Genomic DNA, 22,736 nt, shown 5'->3' on the forward strand with positions numbered 1-22,736 from the left:
TAGGGTTTCCGGCGTGATTGGTCTGGTGAGCGGAGCGCCGCAGGACTCGGAGCTGCTGCGCGCCGCGAACTCTGGCGACGCGGGTGCTCTCGGTCTGCTGCTCGCCAGACACCGCGCCGGCATGCAGGCGGTCGCCGTGTCCGTCCTCGGCCACAGCCACGACGCGGAGGACGCCGTACAAGAGGCGGCGATGATCGCGTTGCGGCGGGTCGGCGATGTCCGGGATCCGGATGCTGTCGGTCCGTGGCTGAAGATGGTGGTGCGGAACGTTTGTCGCGCCCGCTTGCGGAAGATGTCCGCGGTTCCGGTGGCGGAGCCCGCGCCCCTGGATGTCGTGCCTGATCCCGCTGAGGTGCTCGACCGGCATGCGCTGCGGGACTGGGTCTGGACCGCGCTCGAGGATCTGACTCCGGGCCTGCGGTTGGTGACGTTGCTGCGGTACTTCACCGACGTGTCGTCGTACGACGAGATCGCGGCGCTCTGCGACCTGCCCGTCGGGACGGTGCGCAGCCGGCTCCATCAAGCGCGAACCAAGCTGACCGACGCGCTGCTGGCCGCCGCGGACGGGGTGTACGACGACGTCGCTGCCATGAACGCGCTGCACCGCGGGCTGGCCGACGAGTTCATGGAGTCCGGCCGACGCGGGCAGCTCGCGTCCACGATCGCCGACCGATGGTCGTCGGAGGCGCAGGTGCTGTGGCCGACCGGCAAGCGGACGGACAGCGCGTACCTGCCGGGTGCGTTCGACCGGGACGTCTCGGCCGGCGTACGCCAGGAGGTGGTGAACGTCGTGGCCAGCCGCGAGGTCGTGATCTGGGAGGCGGCACTGATCAGCCCACTCGAGGACCCGTCGCACTGTCCGCCGAGCGTCGTGTGGGTGCAGCACCTCGATCAGGACCGGGTCAGCAAGGTGCGTCTGTACCACCCGCGTGAACGCTGAGAAGAAGTTCGCGTCGCGATCGAACTTTCCCGGAACCTCACCGCATCCTGCGGGTATGAACGGAAAACACACTGTCGTCGTCGACGGCATCCGGCAGGTCTATGAGGTGGCAGGCGCCGGACCGGTGTGCCTCGTGCACTCTGGCGGCCCCGGCGTACATCCGGGCTACCTCCGGATCCGGGAGCTGGAGAGCTCGCTGACGATGGTCTACCTGCACCCGGTCGGTTCCGGCGAGAGCGATCTGCTTCCGGGCGGGGACTACTCGCTGTCCCGTTACGCGGACTTCGCGGTGGCCGTGCTCGATGATCTCGGCGCGGGAAGCGGCTACTTCCTCGGGCACTCGCACGGCGGGTTCGTCGGGCTCCAATTCGGCATCGATCACGCGGACCGGCTCCGCGGACTGATCCTGTACGACACCGCGGCCGTCTACGGGCCGGAATTGTTCCAGGTGGCGACCCAGGAGATGGCGGCGTTCGTGAAGCGCTGGCCGGATCGTCCGGAGGCCGTCGAGGCGGGGCGGTTGTGGGATGCGGCCACCGTGACGCAGACGCTCGAGATCACCGACGACGAGTCGCACCGGCAGTACCTGTCCGGGATCCTGCCCGCGTACTTCGCCGACTACCGGGCGACGATCGCACGGGTCGGCGAGTTGACGCTGCAGACGAGGCACGACCCGAACCGGCTGCCGATCGAGTGGGACGTCCGCGACCAGCTCGGCACGATCGACGTGCCTGCGCTGGTGATCGTCGGCAGCTACGACTTCATCTGCGCGCCGCGGTTCGCGTACGGGATCGACGCCGGGATGCCCGACGTGCGGCTCTGCGAGCTGCACGACAGCGGGCATTTCGGGCACCTCGAGCAGACGGACGAGTTCGCCGCCGCGGTGCTCGACTTCGTGAAGGAGACAGCATGACGGTTCCGGTCGGTCTGGCCGAGCAGACCGAGATCGCGGCGTACGTCGACTTCGTGGCCGGTGCGCCGGAGCCGTTGCGGAAGAAGCTGGGGATCAGCTCGCGGCGCGTCGGCGACGTACAGGCGCTGGTACTCCGCGAGGACCCGAGCGGCTTCTTCAACCGGGCCGGCGGATTCGAGTCGGTGAGCGTGGGGACGCTGACCGAGGTGTGCGACTTCTTCCGCGCGGGAGGGCTGTCCGCGGGTGCGTTCGCGATCGCGCCGTCGCTGCTGCCTGCGGATTGGGCGACGACTGCTGCGCAGCTGAACCTCACCGAGAGCACCCGCTTCGCGAAGCTCGCCTGCACGCTCGACACAGCTCCTGCTTCTGTCGACTCCGACCTGCGGATCGCGCGGGTCGAGGCCGAGCAGGCGGAGCAGTTCGCGACGGTGATGATGAACACCTTCGGGTTCACCACGCCGGCGATGATCGACCTGACTGCCTCCTGTGTGGGACGCGAGAACTGGCAGCAGTACGCCGCCTGGGACAACGACGAACTCGTTGCCGTCGGCAGCATCTTCGTCAACGGCGCCTGCGCCGACATGTTCGGCGGCGCAACCACCCCAGCCGCCCGCGGCCGCGGCGCGCAGTCGGCCCTTCTCGCAGCCCGCCTAAGCGGCGCCCGGGATGCCGGGTGCCGCTGGGTGGTCGCCGAGACCGGCGCAGAAGGTCCGGGCGAACACAACACGTCCCTCCACAACATGCTCCGAGCCGGCTTCACGCACCTGTACGACCGGGTCACTTGGAGGTGGACCGCTGTGTGAGGGTTGACTCATGACGCCACGGCTGGTCTGTTTCGACCTCGACAACACGTTGATCGATCGGGACGGAGCGTTCCTGGCGTGGGCACGCTGGTGGGTCGACCGCGCCGGCCTCGATCCGGCCGCGGTCGACTGGCTCGTTGCTCATGACAACGGCGGCTTCACACCTCGGGCTGGACTGTTCGCCGCCTTCGAGCAGGAGTTCGGGCCGGCGATCTCGGTCGACGACTACGACCGCGAGCATCCGTCGTTCACCCGGGTCGAGTCGGCCGTGCTCGACGGCCTGCAGTCGTTGCGTACGGCGGGGTGGCGCCTGGCCGTGGTCACGAACGGTGGCGTCGTGCAGCAGAGCCGGAAGCTCGCGCACACCGGGATCGACCGCGCGGTGGACTACTGCTGCATCTCGGAGGCCGTCGGCGTGCGGAAGCCCGATGCGCGGATCTTCGCGATCGCGGCGGAGGGGGCCGGGGCGGGGCTCGAGGGCGGGTGGATGGTTGGCGATCATCCGGCGTACGACATCGCCGGGGGGATCAACGCCGGCCTGAAGACGATCCGCATCGGCAACCACCATGCGGTGGATTCGCCGACTGCGGATCATCACTTCGATTCTGTGCTCGAGGCCTTCGCGGTGTTGGCTAGTTGAGGGCGTCGGCAAGCGCTTTGCGGCCGCCGACCACCGGGATGTCTATCGAGCTGTGGGAGAGGTCGAGGGTCAGCTGGGTGCCGGGGGTGGGGCGGATGGTGAAGTCGCGGTCGCTCGACAGGACCATCAGGGCCAGGCGGTTGCCGGCCGGTACGACGGTGTCCTTGGGCTGGAGGTCGACGTTCAGGTTGTACATCTTGCCGGGCTTGACTGGTGCATCGTTCCAGTCGGACAACCGGTTGGCCGGGTCGGTCCAGCCGCGCGTGAGGATTGTGCCGTTGCCGGTCGGCGGGTAGCTGACCAGGGCCGCGGTCACGTTCGCCTTTGACGCGCTGAAGGCGAGCTGCAGCGAGGCTGACGGCGTACCGCTGATGCGGATCGGCTTGGTGAGCGGCGGCGTTTGGTAGATCAGCCGAACGCCCGACGACGGCGCGTTCGCCGACGTGATGGCAGGGATTGATGCGTCGTCGGTAAGGGTCTCGGTGGCGGACTTGGTCGGCTTGAACGTCAGCTCGCCGCGTGTCGGGGCTCCGGGCGTGAGGTGGAGTCCTGCCTGACCAGCAGCCGGGTCCGGCCACTCGGCGTACGGCGTTGGGTTGGCGTTACTGCACTGCAGGCTGACGGTCGCGCCATCGGCCACCCTCTGACCGGCCGCGGTGGCGACGGGTGAAGCGAGGACCAGGTGAGTTGAGTCGGGGATCTTCGTGATCAGCCGGTTCGTGTTGCTGATCGTGCCGTCGGCGTTCGTCTGCGGCACGGTCAGCGAGAACCCGATCCGGAACGGTCGCGTATCCGCCACCCCGAGCGTCGCCGTGTTCGACTGCTCTCCGGCCACCGTGGTCTGACGCGGCGGACACGAGGCGGCCTCGCGAACGACCCACGATCGCGGCAACCGCTCCACCCCGTTCTGCACGCCGTACAGGTACCGGGTGAACCAGTAGTTGACGAGTACGTCGGGTGGCGCGCCGCCGTGGCCGCCCTGGTGGAAGTAGAACATGTGCGGCACGTGCTGCTTCTTCAGCGCGGCGTAGAACTGGGCCGCGTTCTTCGTCATCACGTTGAAGTCGTTATTGCCATGGGCAAGCAAGGTCGCGGCGCGGACGTTGCGCACGTCCTTCATGTAGTCGCGCTCCTGCCAGAAACTGTTGCGGTTCCCGGTGGCGCGATCGATGTGCCGCTCGATGTCGTCGATCACCGGCTGGCAGATGGTCCGCGCGCCGGTCTCGTCGAGCCGCGAGTAGACCACATCCGCCAGTACGTCGAGGTCCTCGCCCTGGAAGGCGTTGTTGTTGCCGGACGGGTTCGACGACGAGTGCGGCGCCCGGACCATGCCGTTCGCGCGGTAGTAGTCGTACCAGTCGGAGATCGCCGAGATCGGCACGATCGCCTTCAGACCGGCCACCCCGGTCGTCGCGACAGCCTCCGGCAGAGTGCCGTTGTACGACGTACCGATCATGCCAACGTTTCCGGTCGTCCAGCCGGCCACCGCCCGGGTCGAGCCGTCCTTGGTCGTGTACGCGCGAGCTCGACCGTTCAGCCAGTCGATCACCGCCTTCGCGGCCAACGTCTCATTCGTGCCGCCCGACGTCGGGCAACCGTCCGAGTGTCCGGTGCCTGGCGACTCCGCGTGTACGACGGCGAACCCGCGCGGCACCCAGGTCGACTCGTAGACGGTGCTGATCACCGGGCTGGTGTCGAACGCCGCCCAGAACGGCGCACGCGGGCGCGACGCCGGCGGCGCACCCAGCTCGTGGTCGACACCCCAGTTGCTGTACTCGTCCGCCGTACCCGCGTAGTAGGGGCTGTCCTCGAAGATGACCGGCACCTTCAGCCCCTGCGTCAGGACCTCTGACGGCGCGGTGAAGTCGGCGTGGATCCGGTCCGGCTTGCCGTCATGATCGCTGTCGAACGGCGCCTGCACCCACACCTCACCGCTGTACCAATCGGCGGGATTGGTCGAGAAGACCGCCTGGGCGAGACCGTCGACGAACGTCGGTACTGCGGAGGTCGCCTGCTGCGACGCTTGTGCGGGAGCGGCAACTGCAGCGGCGACGAGTGCGGTCGCTGCCGCAGCGCTCACCAGAAGTCGAATCCTCATGCGTGGGCCCCTCCCAGCATTCGACGGGCGGATCGAACCTCTGAATCATCCGGCGCTGCTGGCCGGACCGCAACCGCTGGCTGCGCGGCGTACTGCGACGACCGTGCCGTCCGGCTCGGGCACCTGCGCGTGGCCGTCCACCAACACCTCGAAGCCGTCGGGGCTGATCATGATGTCGATCGTGTGGCCCGAATAGCTGAGACCACGGAGCGTGAGGTTGCCTGCGGCAACAGGTTGTGGACGGATGTGGAGCGAGCCGTCCGGGTTGGGGTGGATGCCGGCCAGGCCGGTGAGGATGGCCTCGGCTCCGGTGAGGCCGGCGATGATGTTGATCCGGCGGCCGGAGGCAGGCGCACCGGGCTTGTCGGAGTAGTGGTCCTGCGGGAAGTACGGATAGTGCTCGCCCATCCAAAACAGCCGGCGCAGCACATCCCAGGCGAGCTCGGGATGGCCTTGCTGCCACAGCGTGAGCGCGAGTTGGGGTGCCTCACCGGTGTACGCACCGGCACCCGACCAGTCGATGTCGGCGGTCTCGTAGTGCAGGTCGTCCTCGGCGCTGACGCTGCTGACGCCGTACTCGCCGAGGAACGATCCGAGGTGACCGAGGAGCTTCGCCGCGGCCGGCGGCGGGCAGGCGCCGGTGCGCAGTACGTCGAACGCCTGGATCGAGTAGGCCAGCTCGGTGTGGCCGTCGGGGTAGCGGCTGCGGAACCAGCCGGCGTCGTCGTCCCAGAGCTGATCGATGATCTCGGCCCGGATCTGTTCTGCGGACTCCCGCAGTTCGGTCGTGGGTAGGGCGGCGCCTGTCAGGTCGGAGAGGTCGGCGAGGGCATCGAGCGCCCAGGCCTGTTCGGCGTTCGGGCTGGCAACGACGTGCTCCCAGCCGGCGCTCCGCATCTCCAGTAGGTTGCTTTGGTCGCCGTAGTCCCGAAGTACGCCGGTGCGGTCGTCCGGCTGGAATCGCTTGTCGAGGGCTGTGAGTACGTCGTACAGGCGGGCGATCAGGGCTGGATCCAGCTGACGTTCGGCTGCGGCCGCTTGGGTGAGGGCGACGAGGGCTGAACCGCTGTAGGCGTACGCGACGCCGAGGCCGGTGCCGTCGGGGGCGATGGCGTACCGGTCGGTGAGGTCTGCGTCGAGGAACGACTGGATGATGTCGAGAACGCTGTCTCCGAGCATGAGGCTCAGCACGGTCGGGGCGTAGCCGCCGGTGTCCCACGCGTAGGAGCAGAGGGCGCCGCCGTCGAGGCCGGACGTTGCGATGAACGGCTGCGTGACGAAGTCAGGGTGATCCCACCAGCAGACGAGCCCGCTGGCGAGCGAACGGCGGTAGTACTGCTCGAGCCCTGGAATGTCGGACGTGAGCGTCGGGAGCCGACCGAGCGCCTGGGCGATACGGGATTCCCACGCGCGACCGGCGTCGTCGGCTGTCGACGCGGTGCCGACGTGAACGCCGATGGTGAAGACCACCTCGCCCTGAGCTCCAAGAGTTGCCGTGAGACCGCTGTGCGTCAGCGTGATCTGCTCGCCTCGAGCGGCGGCAGGTGGGACCCACCCCCACTCGGAGAGGGCGACCTGGTGGGCTTCGGTCGCGGCCAGCTCCGGGCAGACGGTGATCTGGTGGGCATTGCCAGAGCGATTCCGGATCTGCAGCGCGAGCGCGTAGCCGGGGGAGCCGTGGTACGGCGTGAGAGTGGACTCGACGGCCAGCGAGGTCAGGCTGTCGGCGTATTGGTGGTAGGTGCCGCGGCGGACGATCCGGTCCGGCCGCCAGGTGCCGCCGGCCGGGAGAAGACCGCGATTGCCGGCGCCCGGGCGGGCCAGGTCGACGACCCGCTGCCCGTCGACCTCCAGCGAGATCGTCAGCCGGCTGTCAGGTGCAGCCAGCGGGGGAGCGAACCAGCCGCCGACCCCGCACACGGTCCCGGCCAGTTGGCTGACGGTCCCGGTACCGCTGCCGACCCAGATCTCGGCGGGAGGTACGGCGCGGCGCAGGTCGAAGGCGAAGTCGTCGAGGGCGTACGGCGGCATGGGCGGCCTTCCTGGAATTGGCCCGTCCGGGCTCAGGGCGTACCGGGGCTGAGGCGTGCCGGACCGGGGGCGTGCCGGACCGGTCCCGGCAGGTGATCCCGGCCTGCGTAGGACCGGTCCAACACGGTGCGACGATCGTGGCACGAAGACGGCGCCGGGCGCAATGCTTCGTACTGAAACCGATTGCAGGCTGGGTGTTGACGACGTACCGGCGCACTGTTACGTTCCGGTGCAACCAGCCGTTGGACCAGTCCAACGGACCGAAACCCGAAGGATGGCCGGATGGCGAAGCTGACGATCCGCGACATCGCCGCGCTGTCCGGGCTGTCGAAGTCCACCGTCTCGCTGGTGCTCAACAACAGCCCGAAGGTGGACCCGGCGACCAGGCGGCACGTCCTCGCGGTGATGCGCCGGCACCGGTACGTGCCGAGTTTCGCCGCGACCGCGCTGGCCAAGGGGAGCACCCGGCTGATCGGCATGGTCGTGCCCGGCCTGTCCTGGCATATGGTTGCCTCGATCAACATCGGGGTGGCCGCGGTGACCGAGCGGAGCGGGTTCGACATCATCCTCTACACGGCGACCAACGACCGCGACTACGGTTCGCTGATCGACCGGATCCTGACCTCGAGCATGGCGTCCGGCCTGCTCGTGGTCAGTCATGAACAGCCGCTCGATCCGCTGGTGCAGCTGCACGAGGAAGGCCTGCCGGTCGTTCTCGTGAACACCATCGACGCCGACGTCGCACTGCCGTCGGTCACGGCCGACAACTACGACGGCGCGTTGACGGCGATGGATCATCTGCTTCAGCTCGGGCACGAGCGGATCGCCTGTGTACAAGGGCGGATGACGTACCGCTGCTGCCAGGACCGTTACCGCGGCTACCTGGACGCGCTCCGGACGGCCGGCATCCAGCCGGATCCGGAGCTGACCAAGCCCGGCGACTTCCTGCCCGAGCAGATCCGCGCCCGGTCGCACGAGTTGTTCGCGCGGCCGGCCGACGAGCGTCCGACCGCGGTGTTCGCGCACTCCGACGTGACGGCGTACGCCGTGATGACCGCGGCCGCCGAAGCCGGGCTGCGGGTGCCGGAGGACGTGTCGGTGATCGGCTTCGACGACATCGAATCGGCGGCGCAGATCCGGCCGCCGTTGACCACCATCCAGCAACCGTTCATCGACATGGGCAAGCGCGCGGCGGAGATGCTGCTGTCCGCGATCGGCCCTGGCGACTCTGATCCGAACGACGAGGAGCTGGCTTTGGCGGAGCTCGAACCGCCGGCCGCCGACCTGCCTCGTCTCGTCATGCCCACCAGCTTGATCGTCCGGGCGAGTTGCGGGCCGGTGCCCGTGACCCGATCCCCGCGCGGACGCTCGCAGACCACCCCGCACACCACAAAGGCCTGATCCCCGGATCGAGGTCCCGCCCGACCACTGACACCACCCACGGCAGCAGCCCAGGCGCCGCACGCTCGACGCCGCCGGGCGACGCTGGCGTGCGCCCTCTGGAAGGAATCCGGAGTGTTCAGAAAACTGGCCACCGGTGCGAGTCTCGCGCTCATCGCCGCGGTAGCGATCCAGTCCCCAGCCCATGCCGACGCGACGCCGTACGAGGTCCTGCCGGCCGATGCAGTCGCCAACTTCACCGAGTTCAAGAGCCTCCCGACCGACGCGACCCAGCAGGTCGCGATCACCGGCAACCCCAACTTCAGCAAGGCGCTCGAGATCACCGTCCCGAACGGACCGCAGAGTCCCGGTCTCGACGGCGAGTACGAGATCACCCTCGGCGTACCCGCGGCCGCGACCGTCACCGAAGGCGACGCGCTGGTGGCGACCATTTGGGCTCGCGCCATCACACCGACCAGCGGCAACGCCCACCTGGTCTTCGAGACGGACGGCTCACCGTTCAAGAAGTCGCTCAACGCCGCTCTGCAGTACGGCACCGAGTGGAAGAAGTTCGAGTTCCCGTTCCGCGCCGCGACGACGTACACCGCCGGGACCACGACCGCCGCGCACCTGAACCTCTGGCTCGGATACGGCGCGCAGCAGTTCCAGATCGCCGGCGCCTCCGTGCAGGACCTCGGTCCGGGCAACCCGGCCGGCTACCCGCAGGCGACGTACGACGGCCGCGACCCGAACGCAGCCTGGCGTACGGCGGCCAACGCCCGCATCGACCAGTACCGCAAGGGGAATCTGGCCGTGTCCGTCGTCGACACCGCCGGCAATCCCGTCAGCGGCGCGACTGTCTCCGCCGTACAGCAGACGAGTGCGTTCAAGTTCGGCGCTGCGTCGGACGGCGCGCGGCTGGTCGGGGATCCGTCCGGCGGGATCAGCGGGACCGACCTGGCGCAGTACCAGTCGAAGTACTCGACGCTGTTCAACCAAGGGGCCCTGGGCAATAACCTGAAGTGGAACCACTGGGAGAACCCGACCGAGCGCGAGACCGTCACGCTGCCCGCACTGCAATGGATGCGCGAGCACGGGCTGCGGATCCGCGGGCACAACCTGATCTGGCCCTCGTGGGGTCTGATGCAGCCCGACGTCGTGAACCTGCAGAACGACCCGGCCGCGTTGCGCGCCCGGATCAACACCCACATCACCGACGAGGCGTCGACGCTGGCCGGTCTCATCGACGAGTGGGACGTGGTCAACGAGCCGTACTCCGAACACAACGTCCAGGACATCCTCGGTCAGGACGAGATCGCGAACTGGTTCCGGCTCGCGCACGCCGCCGATCCGGACGCCAAGCTCGCCCTGAACGACTACGGCCTGGTGGAGAACAACGGCTGGGAGACGCGGCACCGCGATCACGTGTACGACCTCGTGCAGTCGTTGAAGTCGTCGGGTGCGCCGATCGACACGGTCGGGTTCGAGAGCCACTTCAACGGGATGCAGCTCACCTCGCCGGACGACCTGATGACGATCGTCGACCAGTTCGCCGGGCTCGGCGTGAAGGTCGCAGTCACCGAGTTCGACGTCGACACCGACGACCAGCAACTGCAGGCCGACTACACCCGCGACTTCATGACCGCGATGTTCTCGAACCCGAACGTCAACCAGATCAGCAACTTCGGCATCTGGTCGAAGAACATCTACAACCCGCGCGTCGCGCTCTACAACGACGACTGGTCACCCAAGCCGAACGCCTTGGTCTGGCAGGACCTGATCCAGCATCAGTGGCACACCAGCGTCTCGGGTCAGTCGAGCGCCGCCGGGACGTTCGGTACACGCGGTTTCCTCGGCGACTACCTGGTGACGGTCACCGTGAACGGCATCTCGAAGCAGGTGAAGGTCGCGATGCCGACCACGGCCGGCGCCTCGGTCAAGGTCATCACCGACGGCATCGCCACCACGGTCCGCACCGACGAGCCGAACCCGATCGGCGACGGCGGGTTCGAGAGCGGCACCCGCGGCTGGACGACGCTCGGCACTGGCCCGGCAACCGCTGCGAACGCCCACAGCGGCCACACCGCGCTCTCACTGAGCCCCGGCTCTGGCGTCACGCAGAACATCACCGGCCTCACCCCAGGCACGAGCTACCTCCTGTCCGGCTGGGGACGTCTCAACGGCGGCGGCACCCAGTGCTACGTCGGAGTGCGCGGTGGTGCCACTGCTGGTACGCCGACCTTCCAGTACGAGCTTTCGTACGCCGACGAACGCGCGTACACGCAAAAGCTGGCCGCCTTCACTCCACCGACCGGGACGAAGTGGGTCCAAGCCTTCGCGTGGTCGAACCCCAGCGCGAGCTCGCCCGAATGCACACTGGACGACCTAGCCATCACTCCGACCGATGGCACGCCGCCACCCGCTCAGGGCGCGCCGGCAGTCACGCCGTCTCTGCCCACGCCGTCTGTACTGGCGAACGGTTCGCTCGAGAACCAGTCGAACACGACCGGCTGGTACTGCCTCGGGACCTGCACGCTGAAGAACGCGTCAACCACTCCGCACAACGGCGCCGGTGGCCTGTCGGCGGCTGGGCGAGAGGCTGCGTGGGCCGGTCCGGCTCAGGGTGTGTCGGTGGTGAACGGCGGGCTCTACGACTCGTCCGCCTGGGTGCGGCTGGCGTCCGGCTCGGACACGGCGATGGTCAGTCTGAAGTTGACCACGTCAACCGGATCGACGACAGTCAGGCTCGGCTCGGCGCCGGTCACCTCAACCGGGTGGACGCAGATCACAGCACTGAACACTCCGGTCTCCTGGACCGGGACGCTGACGAAGGCCGAGTGGTGGATCAGCACCACGACGGGCGCCGGCGACCTGCTGGTGGACGACGCTTCGTTCGCTCCGATGGCGAAGACGGCTGCGCGGGGGACCGGCCCGGCGGAGACCGCGTTCAACCCGGTGCAGCCGACCGCGGCGTGCGTCGTACACAACGCTGACTCCTACACGGCGTACTTCGGCTACTCGAACGCCAACAACTACTACATCCCGGTCCCGGTGGGCAGCGACAACGCGTTCAGCCCGGGACCGTCGGATCGCGGCCAGACCGTCTCGTTCCTGCCCTTCCAGCGCCCGCGTCGCGTCGCGGTGACCTGGGACGGTAGTCCGCTCACCTGGCGGCTCGGCTCCCTGTCCCAGACCGCGTCGTCGGCGTCGCCGGCCTGCTAGGTCACTCTTACTGGAGGAATTCCTATGTCATCACCCATCTCACGGCGGTCGCTGCTGCGTGGTGCGGCCGCGCTGGCCGGCGCGGGCGCACTCGCCGGCTGCTCCTCGGGCAACGACGCCTCGGGATCGAAGGCCAAGACCACCATCACCTACTGGGACTGGTACGCCAGCCAGGCCGGCTGGGTCGACAACGAGATCAAGCTGTTCCAGCAGGCCCATCCGGAGATTGCGGTCAAGAAGACCACGCAGGTCAGTGACAAGTACGCCGACCTCGTGTCGCTGGCGTACCGGAGCAACAACCCGCCGGACATCCTGATGGTGCCGAAGAGCCCGCAGCTCAGCCAGCAGGTGTCACAGGACTGGCTGATGCCGGTCGACAAGTGGGCAACGACCTCGTGGCAGTCCCGCTTCCCGTCCGACAGTTTCGTCGAGGGAGTGGACGTCTTCGGCGGCAAGGTCTACACCGCGCCGTTCGCTGCCCCGGCGCCGTCGCTGCAGCTCTACATCCACCACGGTGTCTTCAAGGACGCCGGTCTGACCAACGACGACGGCAGTGTGAAGCTGCCGAAGACCTGGGACGACGTGACGCACGCAGCCGACGCCATCGCGTCGAAGAGCGGTGGAAAGGTCGCACCGTTCGGCTTCGGCAACTCGACGAACACGACCCTGGCCTGGTGGCTGGATCTGTTCGTCCGCGGCGCCGGCTCGCCGGGTGGTGCCGCGGTCGGCGGCATCGACGGGATGGACTACCGGGTCGGGCACTGGACCTTCGGCAGCGATCGCAACTACCTCGACGTGATCAACCTGCTGATGGAGTGGAAGAACAAGAACTGGTTCTACCCGAACTCGATGAGCATCTCCGACGAGCAGGCGCGGGCGTTCTTCGAGCGCGGCCGGTTCGGGATGACGGTCGGGGGAGTGTGGAACCAGCCGGAGTGGACGCAGCACAAGTTCACCGACTACAGCCTCGTCACGTTGCCCAGTCCGAGCGAGGCTCCCAAGGCCTTGTTCTACGGGCCTCCTGGCGGGCGGTTCGTGGCGGTCTCGTCGAAGACGCCGCATGCCGACGAGGCGTGGGCTTGGTTCGACTGGCTGTACAGCGCGGACGCGGGGAAGCGGTGGGTCGAGCAGGGCCAGGGGCTATCGGTGTACGCGAAGAACAACGACCCGAAGAGCGTCACCTTCGCACCGTTCGCGCAGTACGTCGGCATGTCGGGCACGGCCGTGGTCGGTCCGCAGCCGGCGATCCGCAACCCGAAGGTGTCGGCGGTCCAGCTGTCTGCAGTGAAGCCGGACATCAACGACGTACTCGCCGGGATCTACACAGGTCAGCTCAAGGATCCGCAGGGTGCGCTGACCGAGCTCGAGGGCAAGATGAACCAGGCGCTCGGTGACGCGATCAAGAAGGCGCCAGGGGTCGCCGCGAAGGACTTCGCGTTCCCGGACTGGGATCTCACCAAGGCCTACACGACGAAGCCGGGCGCCTGATGGTGATGACCGCCGTACGGCAGGACGTGACCGCTACCGGGCCGCCACCAGCGGCGGCCCGGCGGCGGGCGCGCCGTCGTACCTATCTGTGGTCGTACGTGTATCTGGCGCCGATGATGGTGCTGCTGCTCGCGTTCGTGGTGTATCCGATCATCGCGTCGCTCGGCTACACGTTCTACAAGTGGGACGGGATCGGTGACCCGTCGGAGTTCGTTGGCCTGGCCAACTTCCGGCAGATCGTGCACGACAGCATCTTCTGGCGATCCCTCGGTCACACCTTCGTGTACGCCGCCTTCGTCGTACCCATCCAGCTCGTGCTGGCGTTGGCGCTCGCGCTGGTGCTGAACAACAAACGGCTGCGCTTCGCGTCGTTCTACCGGACGCTGTTCTTCCTGCCCGTGGTCACGTCCGCGGCGGTGATCGGTGTCGTGATCCAGTTGCTGGTGTCGAACTTCGGTGACTCGATCAACACCCTGCTGCTGAACCTGCATCTGATCCACCAGCACATCGACTGGCTGGGGGATCCGCACTTCGCGATGGCGATCATCATCCTGGTCGGGATCTGGCACACGTTCGGCTACAACCTGGTGTACTTCCTGGCCGGCCTGCAGACGATCCCGGACGAGCTCTACGAGGCCGCACGGCTCGACGGCGCCGGCCGGATCGCGATGTTCCGCTACATCACGATCCCGATGCTGCGCGCGGTCGGCGTGGTGATCGTGATCCTGGCGGTGATCGGGACCTTCCAGATCTTCGACCTGGTGCAGGTGCTGACCAGCGGCGGTCCGTTCTTCGCCACCGAGGTCGTGAACACGTACATCTACCACCTGGCGTTCGGCGGCAGTAACGCCAACGCGGTCCAGCCGGACATCGGCCTGGCCTCGGCGGCGTCGTTCATCTACGGCCTGCTCCTGATCGGCTTCTCCGTGGTCCAAGTCGTTGTACTGCGTTCACTCGCTCGTCGGAGAGGTGTCTCATCATGACCCGGCGGCGCATGGTGACCGTGATGACGCATGTGGCGTTGCTGGTCAGCGGGTTGGCCTGGCTGTATCCGCTGTTCTGGGCGCTCGGGTCTTCGCTGAAGAGCGATGACGACTTCTTCACCGACGGGCTGAACCCGATGCCCTCACACTTCCTCTGGGCGAACTACCTGAACGCCTGGCAGGAGGCATCGTTCGGCCGGTACTTCATGAACACAATTCTGATCACCGTAGGCACGGTGGTGATCACTTTAGTAGTCACTTCCTGCGCGGGATATGTACTTGCCCGTACACGGTTCCCGGGCCGCGGGTTCTGCCTCGGGCTGGTGTCGGCGACGCTGTTCCTGCCGCACGGGTACACGATCATCCCGGTCTTCGACCTGATGCAACGGGTGCATCTGCTGAACAGCCTGTGGTCGGTGATCATCGTGCAGGCGTCCGGGGGAGTGGTGTTCGGGACGTTCCTGTTCATGGGGTATTTCATGGCGATCGACAAGGAGCTCGAGGACGCCGCGATGGTGGACGGCGCGAACTTCCACCAGACGTTCGCGCGGATCATGCTGCCGCTGTCCGGGCCGATGCTCGCCACGGTCGGTCTGTTCACCGCGATCACGGCGTGGAACAGCTTCTTCATCCCACTGGTGTTCACGCTCGGCCGCCCCGAGCTGCGCACGCTCGCAATCGGCATGTACGCGTTCATCGGCGAGAACTCGACCGAGTGGACGCTGCTCTGCGCCGGCACGGTCATCACGCTCGCCCCGATCATCCTGCTCTTCGTGCTCCTGCAGCGCTTCTTCGTCAACGGCCTGGCCGGTGCGGTCAAGCAATAGGAGGTAGTCCATGCCTGTGCGGACGGCAATCGTCGGAACCGGGAACCGCGCACAACTCTTCACCGAAGGCCTGGCCAAGCGGGACGGGTACGACGTCGTCGCATTGTGCGACCCGAACTCGGTCCGAATGGCCTTCCACAACCGGATGCTGCTCGCGGCCGGTCGTCGTACTGCGCATCAATGGCCGCCGGGGCGGTTCGAGGAGATGTTGCGGGTCGAGCGGATCGAGCTGCTGATCGTGACGAGCGTCGACGCGACGCACAACCTCTACATCGAGGCGGCGCTGCGGGCCGGCGTACGCGTGATCAGCGAGAAGCCGATGACGACCGATGCCGCGAAGGCGACGAGCATCCTCGCCGCGGTTCGGGAGACGGGCGGCTCGTTGTCGGTGGCCTACAACTATCGCTTCAACCCCGTGCATCGACGAGTGCGTTCGCTGCTGGCCGAGGGTGCGATCGGGGACATCCACTCGGTCCACTTCGAGTGGCTGCTCGACGTGTCCCATGGCGCGGACTACTTTCGCCGTTGGCATCGCGACAAGGCGAACTCCGGCGGCTTGATGGTCCACAAAGCCAGCCACCACTTCGATCTCGTCAACTGGTGGTTGGGCGCGGAGCCCCAGATCGTCTATGCACAAGGACAATTGGCGTTCTACGGCCCCGGCCAGCGACACGGCTACGCGCGTCCGTATATCCGCGTGCACGGTTCCCCGGAGGCGCTCGACGACCCGTTCGCCTTGCACCTCGCCGACAACGCGACGCTGAGCGAGCTCTATCTGGAGGCTGAGGCCGAAGACGGCTACTACCGCGACCGCAACGTCTTCGCCCCCGGCGTGACGATCGAGGACGACATGGCCCTGCTCGTCTCCTACAACACCGGCGCGACGATGACGTACCACCTGACGGCGTACTCACCCTCCGAGGGCTACCGCGTGATGTTCAACGGATCGCGCGGCCGACTGGAGCTCAATGTCGAAGAGTCGACATTTACCGCCCCAAATCTGCGGGTCGAATCAGCGAAGGGCTGGGTCCACGGCGACCTCGCCGCACCAACCGCGGGACGTACGTCGATCACACTCCGGCCGCTGTGGGAGCCACCCATCGACCAGACCGTCGCCCACGACCACGCCGGCCACGGCGGCGCCGACGCCCGCGTCCTGGCGGCCCTCCTCGACGACGAACCAACCGAGGGAGCCGACATAGCCGACGCCCGCCAAGCCGCCCTGGCCCTGGTCACCGGACTAGCAGCCAACCGCTCCTTCGAAACAGGGCTGCCCGTCCAGACCGCCGACGTACTGGCCATCTGATGGACAGAATAGTGATCAAGCCGAGCGTGGCGATGATCAGTTTTCTGTACTAGCCGAGCGCTGCGCGGAGGATTGCGTGGGCGCCGGTGACGATGGACTCGCGGTTGGCTTCGTACGTGGGGTCGGTGATCGCGGTCTTGTTGGCCGGGTCGAAGGAGAGGACCGGGACGTGCAGGTGGCCGGCCGGCATCGACGGGTCGAGGAGGTCGCGTTGGAGGGTGTTGCGGTAGGCGACCTCGTTGGAGAGGTAGCCGCCGCCGGTGCCCTCCGATGCGATCGAGCCGGGCGTAGGGCCGTCGGGTCGGCGTACCGGCTCGGTCTGGCCGGCCGGGATCTCCAGGACTGACGTGTTGACGCGGGTCCGGAACGGTGTGACGTCGGCGTGCGACATGCGGGCCAGCGGAAGGCTCGAGGTGATGAACTCGGGGCCGGGCGGCATGCTGGGGGAGACGACCGGGGCGTTGATCGTGCCGCCGCCCCAGAGATTGTTGTTGTCGCCGATCGAGCTGACCGAGCGACGTCGGCCGTTGAAGACCTCGAGGTCGAAGATGCCGACGCGGCCCTGGCTCGCGGTCATGACGAGATCGGCGTGCTGCGGACCTGGGCGGTAATGCGGTGCGAGAGCGTTCTCGACCATGCTCTCGTCGAAATCGGTGTAGCGGACGGGGAAGACGACGGTCTGGATCTCGTACGTCTTGCCGTTCACGGTCCAGCGCTGACCGTCGAGCGTGAGCGCGTTCGCGCCGGACGGGTTGCCGATGCGGATGTCCGCGTCCAGCGTGAACGGGTCGAACCCGGTGACGAGGATCTTCCGTACGCCGGGTGTGAAGCGGGTGCTGGTGATGCCGCGGGAGGCGTACTCGAACGACTTGATCAGCCCGGCGCGTTCCGTCGTACCGAGGCCGAAGCGTGGTTGCCATTGGCGCAGGGCGAACGCCATCGAGATCCGCGCCCAGTACAGGCCGCGGTCGTCGGTGGCGGGGAGGGCGTCGGCTCCGCGTACGGGGTGCTGAGCCCGGTGCGTCGCCGTACGCCAGAGGGTCTCGCCCTGGGTGCGGACGAGTGCTGCTGCGGCCTGGCGGTTGGGGACCCGGCACAGGAGGCTGGCGAACAGCTGGACCTGCCGGTCGAAGCCGGACCGCCGGAGGATCTCCGCCGGGACGGACGGGCCATCGGCCACGCCTCTGTCCAGGCGCTGTTCCTCGACCGTGCCGACGATCGAGTGATCGAGGCAGCCGGTCGCCTGGTCGCCGCGGAGTGTCGGCGCGGCGTCGGGTATGGCGTGGGCGATCGGAGCACCGGACAGGACAGCTGTCAGCGCCAGAGCGCCGACGAACAGGGATCGGTGGAATGAGCTGGGGCGGAGTCTCATACGGGATGTCTATCAGATCTTCCGCCGTGGGCCGAGAGATTCGAAGACCCTGAGAGTACTGCAGACTGTATGCAATCTGCTACGGTCGATCTGACGGCACCGCCCCGGCCGTCTGTGTGTGAGGAGGACGTCGTTGAGTAAGCCGCCCGCTGTTCCGATGCCCTCACGCCGCCGCGTTCTCACCGGCGCGCTGGCTGCGGCCGCACAAGGCGCCGTCGCCACGGCAGCCCTGGCCGGCTGCACACACGACCGGGTCGAGTCCGCCGGCAGCACGCGGGTTCCGAGCGCCCCGCCGCCGGCCACCTCACCTGTGGTTGCTAACGGCAACCAGGCGCTGGAGCGGCTGATGGCGGGGAACGTGCGATTCGTCGCAGCTCAGGAGGAGGAGCTGGACGAGGGCATCGCGCGACGAGTGGCGGTGAGCAAAGGCCAGCATCCCTTCGCCACGATCCTCGGCTGCGTCGACTCCCGCGTGCCGGTCGAGCTCGTCTTCGACCAGGGGCTCGGTGATCTGGTCGTCGTACGAAGTGCCGGTGGCGCGCTCGACCAGTCGGTGACCGGCAGCATCGAGTTCGGCATCGCCGAGCTCCACACCCCACTCCTGTTGGTCCTCGGCCACCAACGCTGCGGTGCCCTGGACGCCACCATCAAGGCCCTGGACGCCACCCAGCGCACCTCCCACACAAGCGGCCTCGACTACCTCGTCGACACCCTCGCCCCAGCCGTCCGCCAGGTCACCGGCAAACCCGGCGACCGCCTCACCAACGCCGTACAAGCCAACGTCGCCCTCGTCCTCACCAAGCTCCGCCAGTCACCCGTCATCGGCCCGCTGGAGAAGTCAGGCAAGCTCAAGCTCGCCGGCGCGTACTACGAACTCGACACCGGCAAGGTCATCCTTCACTGAGCGAGCGTTGCCAGGACGTCGATGAGGTCAGGGCGAGACATCGGGCCTACATGGGGTGCAGGGATGTCGTGGACGTCGGTGGGGTTCTCGGGTGTGAGGCGGTCGGCCTCGGCGATGAAGCGGTCCTGGAGAGCGAGTGGGATCAGGCGGTCCTCGGTGAAGCGGACGTACGTGCGGGGGATCCGTCCCCAGGTGTCTGCGTGGCCTCGGGCGTCGGAGGCGGGGATGGCGACCGGCTCGTCGGGCTGGAAGTGGTTCAGCAGGTTGTGCATCGCCTCGTCGGTGAAGTCGGCGGCGAGGCACTCCTTGATACCGGCGATCAGGTCCGGGTCGGCGGTCCGCCAGTTCACCCGCGCAACGCCTAGTGCCGCGGGGTCGCCGGCGACGGCCTTGGTGACCTGATCGACCAGGCTCTCGCTGTTCTCGGGCGTGGCGAAGTAGTCCGCCATGCTCGGCAGGTCGACACAGCAATACGCCGACACATAGACGACGCGCTCGAGCAGCTCCGGTACGGCGTTGCCGACGCGGCTCAGCGTCACCCCGCCCTGGCTCGCGCCGACGAGGATCACGGGGCCGAGTTCACGCGCCCGGCGTACGACGCTGATCGTGTGGTCGACATAGTCGTCGAGGGTGAGGCTTGCGAGCGGAGACGGCTCGGTAGCGAGGCCGCGGAGGTCCTGAGGTGCCTGGTAGGAATGCGGGAAGAACCCGTTGGTGCCGTGGCCGGGCAGGTCGACCGTGACGCAGCGGTGGCCGCGCAGGGTCAGCTCGTTGACAAGGTCGGTCCAGGCTGCAGCAGACGAGTGCGTGCCGTGGACGAAAACGAAGATCGGACGGCTCATTGATGGTCTCCTGTCGTTGGTGTGCTGGGTCGCCACATCGGCCAGAGCGGTGGGCCGTCGGCGAGTTGGACTGGTGTGCCGTGGTCCTGGAAGCCGTGGCGGAGGTACAGGGCACGGCTGCGGGGTGAGCTGGCCTCCAAGTACGTGCCGAGGCCGAGCAAGTCCGCGTACTGCCGTCGGTGCCGCAGCATCGCCGACCCGAGCCCAGAACCGCGGTGGGCCGCTGCGACTCCCATGGAGAGCAGATACAGGTACGGCTGGTCGTGCGGATGCCGCTGAGCGAGCGCCTCGCCTAGCTCCTGCAACCGAGGCGTCGGAGCGGGCTGGTCGCCGTACGGCGGTTGCCCGGTGGCGAGCGGGAGCCAGATGGCTGCACCGGCGTCGGGCGAGATGAGATCGGCCTCGGCGGCCGGGTGGGTGAGGAGCGGACGGTAGTAGAGCGTCGCCTGGAGTTCGGCCCGGGATGCCGGGTCGGGGAAGAGCCAGGTGACGATCGGGTCGTCGGTGAATGCCTCTGTGAGGATCGCTATCAGAGCCTCATAGTCGGCGGGGGTGGCGCGATGGATCATGCGTACACCGTACTCAAAGGACGCTGAGAACCCTTATAGACAAGGAAAAAAGTGTCATGAGTGAACTAGTACACTGAGGTCATGTATCAACAGGTGGTGGCGGAGTTGCGCACCCTGATCCTGACCGGCGAGCTGGCGCCGGGGGAGCGGGTGCCGTCGGTCCGGGAGATCGCGCGTCGCTGGGGGATCGCGATCGCGACAGCGACGAAGGTGATGGCCGCGCTCCGTGACGCCGGCCTGGTCGAGACCAAGGTCGGCTCCGGCACGGTAGTTGCTCCACAACCTCGCCGGGCCAGGGATGGCGAGCAGCGCAGCGGCGGGCGCCCGGTGTTGACTCGAGGGCAGGTCATGCGGGCGGCAGTGCTGGTGGGGGACGGCGAGGGCATCGAGGCCGTCTCCATGCGACGCGTGGCAGTGGAGCTGGGCGTCGGGACGATGTCTCTGTATCGCCACGTGGCCAACAAGGACGAGTTGGTGACCGAGATGGTGGACGCCGTCTTCGGGGAGTACGAACTTCCGGATCCCGGACCCGACGGCTGGCGGGCCAAGCTGGAACTGATCGCCCGCCGGCAATGGGAGCTGTGCCACCGCCACCTCTGGCTGCCGGCAGCGGTGTCCTTCACCCGCCCACTGCTCGTCCCGAACCTCACGGCCCAAACCGAATGGACCCTGCGAGCCCTCGACGGCCTAGGCCTCCCGACAGAGATCTGCATCCGCGAAGCGCTCACCCTCCACGGCCTCGTCATTACCGCGGCCCGCGCGATGGCGGACGAGGTCGAGGCCGAGCAGGAGACCGGCCTGACCCTTGACCGCTGGTGGATCGACAAACGCCGCCGCGCCGAAGAACTCCTCAGCACCGGCCGCTTCCCACTGCTCGCAGCCGTTCCGGAGAACGCCGTCTCCGACCTCAACGAACTGTTCGAGTACAGCCTTGCCCGTCACCTCGACGGGTTCGAGGTGCTGCTCAGTCGATCTGGGTGAGGCGGCCGTTGTCGACGTCGTACATGAAGCCGCCGACGAGGATGTCGTCGCCGATGAGGGGGTGTTCGCGGACGGCGGCGACGTCGCGGCGGAGGGCCTCGAGCTGGTCGGGGATGACCGAGATCGGTAGGTAGCCGGCCGGCTTGCCTGCGGCCTGCTCGACCTTTGCGCGTAGGTCGTCCTCGGACATCGCGGCCATCGCGCAGCGGGTGTGCGGGATGATCATGATCCGGCGTACGCCGAGCAGTTGTACGCCGAGCACCAGTCCGGTCAGCGTGATCTCGGTGACCCGCCCGCCGGCGGAGCGCAGTACCTTCGCGTCGCCCGGCTTGAGGCCGAGCATCTCCAGCGGCGGGATCCGGGAGTCCATGCAGGTGACCAGGCCGATCCCGGCGTGCGCGATCCCGTCGAACCCGCCGTAGTGGAAGTCGGCCGCGTACTCCGCGTTCGCCGCGAGCAGATCGTCGAAGCCGCCGCTCATCGGATTGCACCTGACACTGGAGTTCCGGTTTGCAGGATCGACATTGCAAACGGTTCCTTTCCACACGAGTCCGGACGGGGAGGGTCAGCGAGCGCGCTGGTAACCGGGACGATCCACGACCGTCCGTCGAGGTGCTGGACGGTGACAGTGTCTGGCCCCTCGGCCACGACGTGCAACGCATCCAGGGAGAGCTCGCCGGTGAGCTCTCGTACGGCGACCTCGGCCGCCTGACCGCGCTTGCTCCAGGTGGACCGGCCGCGCAGCCCGGTCAGGATGGTCTCGCCACGATCGGCCGCGGCCAGCGCCTCGACCGCTGTCTCGACGGTGAGATGCCCGTGCATCGTGCCGGCCGGCAGGTACGTCGCGGTCGGCGCGAAGCGGTGTCCGCCGAGATGGTTGGCTTCCCACACGCGCCCCGGTGCCCGTTCGGCGAGCCCTGACACCAGCGGCCGGCCGAGAATCGCGCAACACTCGTCGCGCTTGCCGTTCGTACACACCAGTACGACGGGGTCGACGACCGGCAGCAGCCCGGGCAGTGAGGCGATCACCGCAGCGCGATCACCACGCGCGACCGCATCGAGATCGAGGTCGCCGAGCTCGGACGGGTCCGCGACCCGCCCACCAAGCAGCCAGCTCCGGCCCGGCGTGGTCGAGGCGACGAACACCTGGTGCGATCGCTCGACCGCGTCCGCGTGCCGGCCCGTCGACCGGACCAGCCCGAACCGGACATCAGCCTTCTTGCACTCGTCGTCGAACGCTCCGCCGAACGACGCGTCGAGATGACTCTGCGTCGGCGCCTTCGCGCCCCACGGCCCGGGCTGCTCGACGACGACCCAGCCCCTGGCCACGACCGCGGTGCCGGCCAGCGGCTCACGCAGTACCCGGCAGTACGTCGAACACAGGCCGGGCGGGCCGGTGGTTTCGGGCGCGGGGGTCACACCCTCACGGTACGCGAG

General features: G+C 67.7%; 19 protein-coding genes. 12 read left to right on the forward strand and 7 right to left on the reverse strand.

What is annotated here, in order from left to right:
• Positions 1 to 13 precede the first annotated feature (13 nt).
• The 4 genes from FDA38_RS18665 to FDA38_RS18680 are packed head-to-tail and all read left to right on the forward strand — an operon-like array spanning position 14 to position 3,296.
• A complete protein-coding gene (locus FDA38_RS18665) occupies positions 14 to 940 on the forward strand; it encodes an RNA polymerase sigma factor (RefSeq protein WP_202877721.1) in 927 nt (308 codons plus the stop codon).
• A 55-nt stretch (positions 941 to 995) separates the two neighbouring features.
• Complete coding sequence (locus FDA38_RS18670; protein ID WP_137255277.1) at positions 996 to 1,853, forward strand: alpha/beta fold hydrolase; 858 nt, start codon at positions 996 to 998, stop codon at positions 1,851 to 1,853.
• Entirely contained in the window at positions 1,850 to 2,656 is an 807-nt protein-coding gene (locus tag FDA38_RS18675) for a GNAT family N-acetyltransferase (protein WP_137255278.1), read from the forward strand. The genes FDA38_RS18670 and FDA38_RS18675 overlap by 4 nt, the downstream gene beginning before the upstream one ends.
• 10 nt (positions 2,657 to 2,666) lie before the next feature.
• Positions 2,667 to 3,296, forward strand: coding sequence for an HAD family hydrolase (locus FDA38_RS18680; protein WP_137255279.1), 630 nt, complete (start codon positions 2,667 to 2,669; stop codon positions 3,294 to 3,296).
• On the opposite strand, the gene FDA38_RS18685 is transcribed toward FDA38_RS18680, so the two are convergent.
• Positions 3,289 to 5,394, reverse strand: coding sequence for a Xaa-Pro dipeptidyl-peptidase (locus tag FDA38_RS18685; RefSeq protein WP_137255280.1), 2,106 nt, complete (start codon positions 5,392 to 5,394; stop codon positions 3,289 to 3,291). The genes FDA38_RS18680 and FDA38_RS18685 overlap by 8 nt on opposite strands.
• Positions 5,395 to 5,439: 45 nt before the next feature.
• Positions 5,440 to 7,425 (reverse strand): MGH1-like glycoside hydrolase domain-containing protein, encoded by a 1,986-nt coding sequence (locus FDA38_RS18690; protein WP_137255281.1) that lies wholly within the window; start codon positions 7,423 to 7,425, stop codon positions 5,440 to 5,442.
• A gap of 282 nt (positions 7,426 to 7,707) precedes the next feature.
• On the opposite strand from FDA38_RS18690, the gene FDA38_RS18695 reads away from it, so the two are divergent.
• The 6 genes from FDA38_RS18695 to FDA38_RS18720 all read left to right on the forward strand — a co-directional run bounded on the left by FDA38_RS18695 (position 7,708) and on the right by FDA38_RS18720 (position 16,631).
• Entirely contained in the window at positions 7,708 to 8,826 is a 1,119-nt protein-coding gene (locus FDA38_RS18695) for a LacI family DNA-binding transcriptional regulator (protein ID WP_137255282.1), read from the forward strand.
• A gap of 114 nt (positions 8,827 to 8,940) precedes the next feature.
• A complete protein-coding gene (locus FDA38_RS18700) occupies positions 8,941 to 12,027 on the forward strand; it encodes an endo-1,4-beta-xylanase (RefSeq protein WP_233714784.1) in 3,087 nt (1,028 codons plus the stop codon).
• Positions 12,028 to 12,051: 24 nt separating this feature from the next.
• Positions 12,052 to 13,515 (forward strand): ABC transporter substrate-binding protein, encoded by a 1,464-nt coding sequence (locus tag FDA38_RS18705; RefSeq protein WP_170989783.1) that lies wholly within the window; start codon positions 12,052 to 12,054, stop codon positions 13,513 to 13,515.
• 5 nt (positions 13,516 to 13,520) lie between these two features.
• Entirely contained in the window at positions 13,521 to 14,498 is a 978-nt protein-coding gene (locus FDA38_RS18710; protein ID WP_233714785.1) for a carbohydrate ABC transporter permease, read from the forward strand.
• Positions 14,495 to 15,325, forward strand: coding sequence for a carbohydrate ABC transporter permease (locus FDA38_RS18715; protein WP_137255284.1), 831 nt, complete (start codon positions 14,495 to 14,497; stop codon positions 15,323 to 15,325). The genes FDA38_RS18710 and FDA38_RS18715 overlap by 4 nt, the downstream gene beginning before the upstream one ends.
• 10 nt (positions 15,326 to 15,335) lie before the next feature.
• Positions 15,336 to 16,631 (forward strand): Gfo/Idh/MocA family oxidoreductase, encoded by a 1,296-nt coding sequence (locus FDA38_RS18720; protein WP_137255285.1) that lies wholly within the window; start codon positions 15,336 to 15,338, stop codon positions 16,629 to 16,631.
• 49 nt (positions 16,632 to 16,680) lie between these two features.
• On the opposite strand, the gene FDA38_RS18725 is transcribed toward FDA38_RS18720, so the two are convergent.
• Entirely contained in the window at positions 16,681 to 18,003 is a 1,323-nt protein-coding gene (locus tag FDA38_RS18725) for a C15 family peptidase (protein ID WP_137255286.1), read from the reverse strand.
• Between the two features lie 133 nt (positions 18,004 to 18,136).
• Between FDA38_RS18725 and FDA38_RS18730 the strand changes: the two genes are divergently transcribed.
• Positions 18,137 to 18,907, forward strand: a complete 771-nt coding sequence (locus FDA38_RS18730) for a carbonic anhydrase (RefSeq protein WP_233714786.1) — start codon at positions 18,137 to 18,139, stop codon at positions 18,905 to 18,907.
• Here the strand turns inward: FDA38_RS18730 and FDA38_RS18735 are convergent.
• Entirely contained in the window at positions 18,901 to 19,749 is an 849-nt protein-coding gene (locus FDA38_RS18735; protein ID WP_137255287.1) for an alpha/beta fold hydrolase, read from the reverse strand. The two genes, FDA38_RS18730 and FDA38_RS18735, sit on opposite strands and share 7 nt — an antisense overlap.
• Positions 19,746 to 20,318 (reverse strand): GNAT family N-acetyltransferase, encoded by a 573-nt coding sequence (locus tag FDA38_RS18740; protein ID WP_137255288.1) that lies wholly within the window; start codon positions 20,316 to 20,318, stop codon positions 19,746 to 19,748. Before FDA38_RS18740 ends, FDA38_RS18735 begins: the two co-directional genes overlap by 4 nt.
• Positions 20,319 to 20,399: 81 nt before the next feature.
• On the opposite strand from FDA38_RS18740, the gene FDA38_RS18745 reads away from it, so the two are divergent.
• Complete coding sequence (locus FDA38_RS18745; protein WP_137255289.1) at positions 20,400 to 21,299, forward strand: TetR/AcrR family transcriptional regulator C-terminal domain-containing protein; 900 nt, start codon at positions 20,400 to 20,402, stop codon at positions 21,297 to 21,299.
• On the opposite strand, the gene FDA38_RS18750 is transcribed toward FDA38_RS18745, so the two are convergent.
• On the reverse strand, positions 21,283 to 21,780 hold the full coding sequence (locus tag FDA38_RS18750; protein WP_137255290.1) for a beta-class carbonic anhydrase: 498 nt from the start codon (positions 21,778 to 21,780) through the stop codon (positions 21,283 to 21,285). The two genes, FDA38_RS18745 and FDA38_RS18750, sit on opposite strands and share 17 nt — an antisense overlap.
• Entirely contained in the window at positions 21,777 to 22,718 is a 942-nt protein-coding gene (locus FDA38_RS18755; protein ID WP_137255291.1) for a sucrase ferredoxin, read from the reverse strand. Before FDA38_RS18755 ends, FDA38_RS18750 begins: the two co-directional genes overlap by 4 nt.
• Positions 22,719 to 22,736 lie beyond the last annotated feature (18 nt).

This window comes from Kribbella jiaozuonensis, from assembly GCF_005233875.1.
GTDB classification, from domain to species: Bacteria; Actinomycetota; Actinomycetes; order Propionibacteriales; family Kribbellaceae; genus Kribbella; species Kribbella jiaozuonensis.

Excerpts from the sequence above, each read along its gene's own strand:
- FDA38_RS18670 (WP_137255277.1), top strand. The coding sequence starts at position 996 with ATGAACGGAAAACACACTGTCGTCGTCGACGGCATCCGGCAGGTCTAT.
- FDA38_RS18695 (WP_137255282.1), top strand. The coding sequence starts at position 7,708 with ATGGCGAAGCTGACGATCCGCGACATCGCCGCGCTGTCCGGGCTGTCG.
- FDA38_RS18715 (WP_137255284.1), top strand. The coding sequence starts at position 14,495 with ATGACCCGGCGGCGCATGGTGACCGTGATGACGCATGTGGCGTTGCTG.
- FDA38_RS18745 (WP_137255289.1), top strand. The coding sequence starts at position 20,400 with ATGTATCAACAGGTGGTGGCGGAGTTGCGCACCCTGATCCTGACCGGC.
- FDA38_RS18675 (WP_137255278.1), top strand. The coding sequence starts at position 1,850 with ATGACGGTTCCGGTCGGTCTGGCCGAGCAGACCGAGATCGCGGCGTAC.
- FDA38_RS18740 (WP_137255288.1), bottom strand. The coding sequence starts at position 20,318 with ATGATCCATCGCGCCACCCCCGCCGACTATGAGGCTCTGATAGCGATC.
- FDA38_RS18735 (WP_137255287.1), bottom strand. The coding sequence starts at position 19,749 with ATGAGCCGTCCGATCTTCGTTTTCGTCCACGGCACGCACTCGTCTGCT.
- FDA38_RS18690 (WP_137255281.1), bottom strand. The coding sequence starts at position 7,425 with ATGCCGCCGTACGCCCTCGACGACTTCGCCTTCGACCTGCGCCGCGCC.
- FDA38_RS18705 (WP_170989783.1), top strand. The coding sequence starts at position 12,052 with ATGTCATCACCCATCTCACGGCGGTCGCTGCTGCGTGGTGCGGCCGCG.
- FDA38_RS18710 (WP_233714785.1), top strand. The coding sequence starts at position 13,521 with ATGACCGCCGTACGGCAGGACGTGACCGCTACCGGGCCGCCACCAGCG.
- FDA38_RS18750 (WP_137255290.1), bottom strand. The coding sequence starts at position 21,780 with ATGAGCGGCGGCTTCGACGATCTGCTCGCGGCGAACGCGGAGTACGCG.
- FDA38_RS18720 (WP_137255285.1), top strand. The coding sequence starts at position 15,336 with ATGCCTGTGCGGACGGCAATCGTCGGAACCGGGAACCGCGCACAACTC.
- FDA38_RS18680 (WP_137255279.1), top strand. The coding sequence starts at position 2,667 with ATGACGCCACGGCTGGTCTGTTTCGACCTCGACAACACGTTGATCGAT.
- FDA38_RS18725 (WP_137255286.1), bottom strand. The coding sequence starts at position 18,003 with ATGAGACTCCGCCCCAGCTCATTCCACCGATCCCTGTTCGTCGGCGCT.
- FDA38_RS18685 (WP_137255280.1), bottom strand. The coding sequence starts at position 5,394 with ATGAGGATTCGACTTCTGGTGAGCGCTGCGGCAGCGACCGCACTCGTC.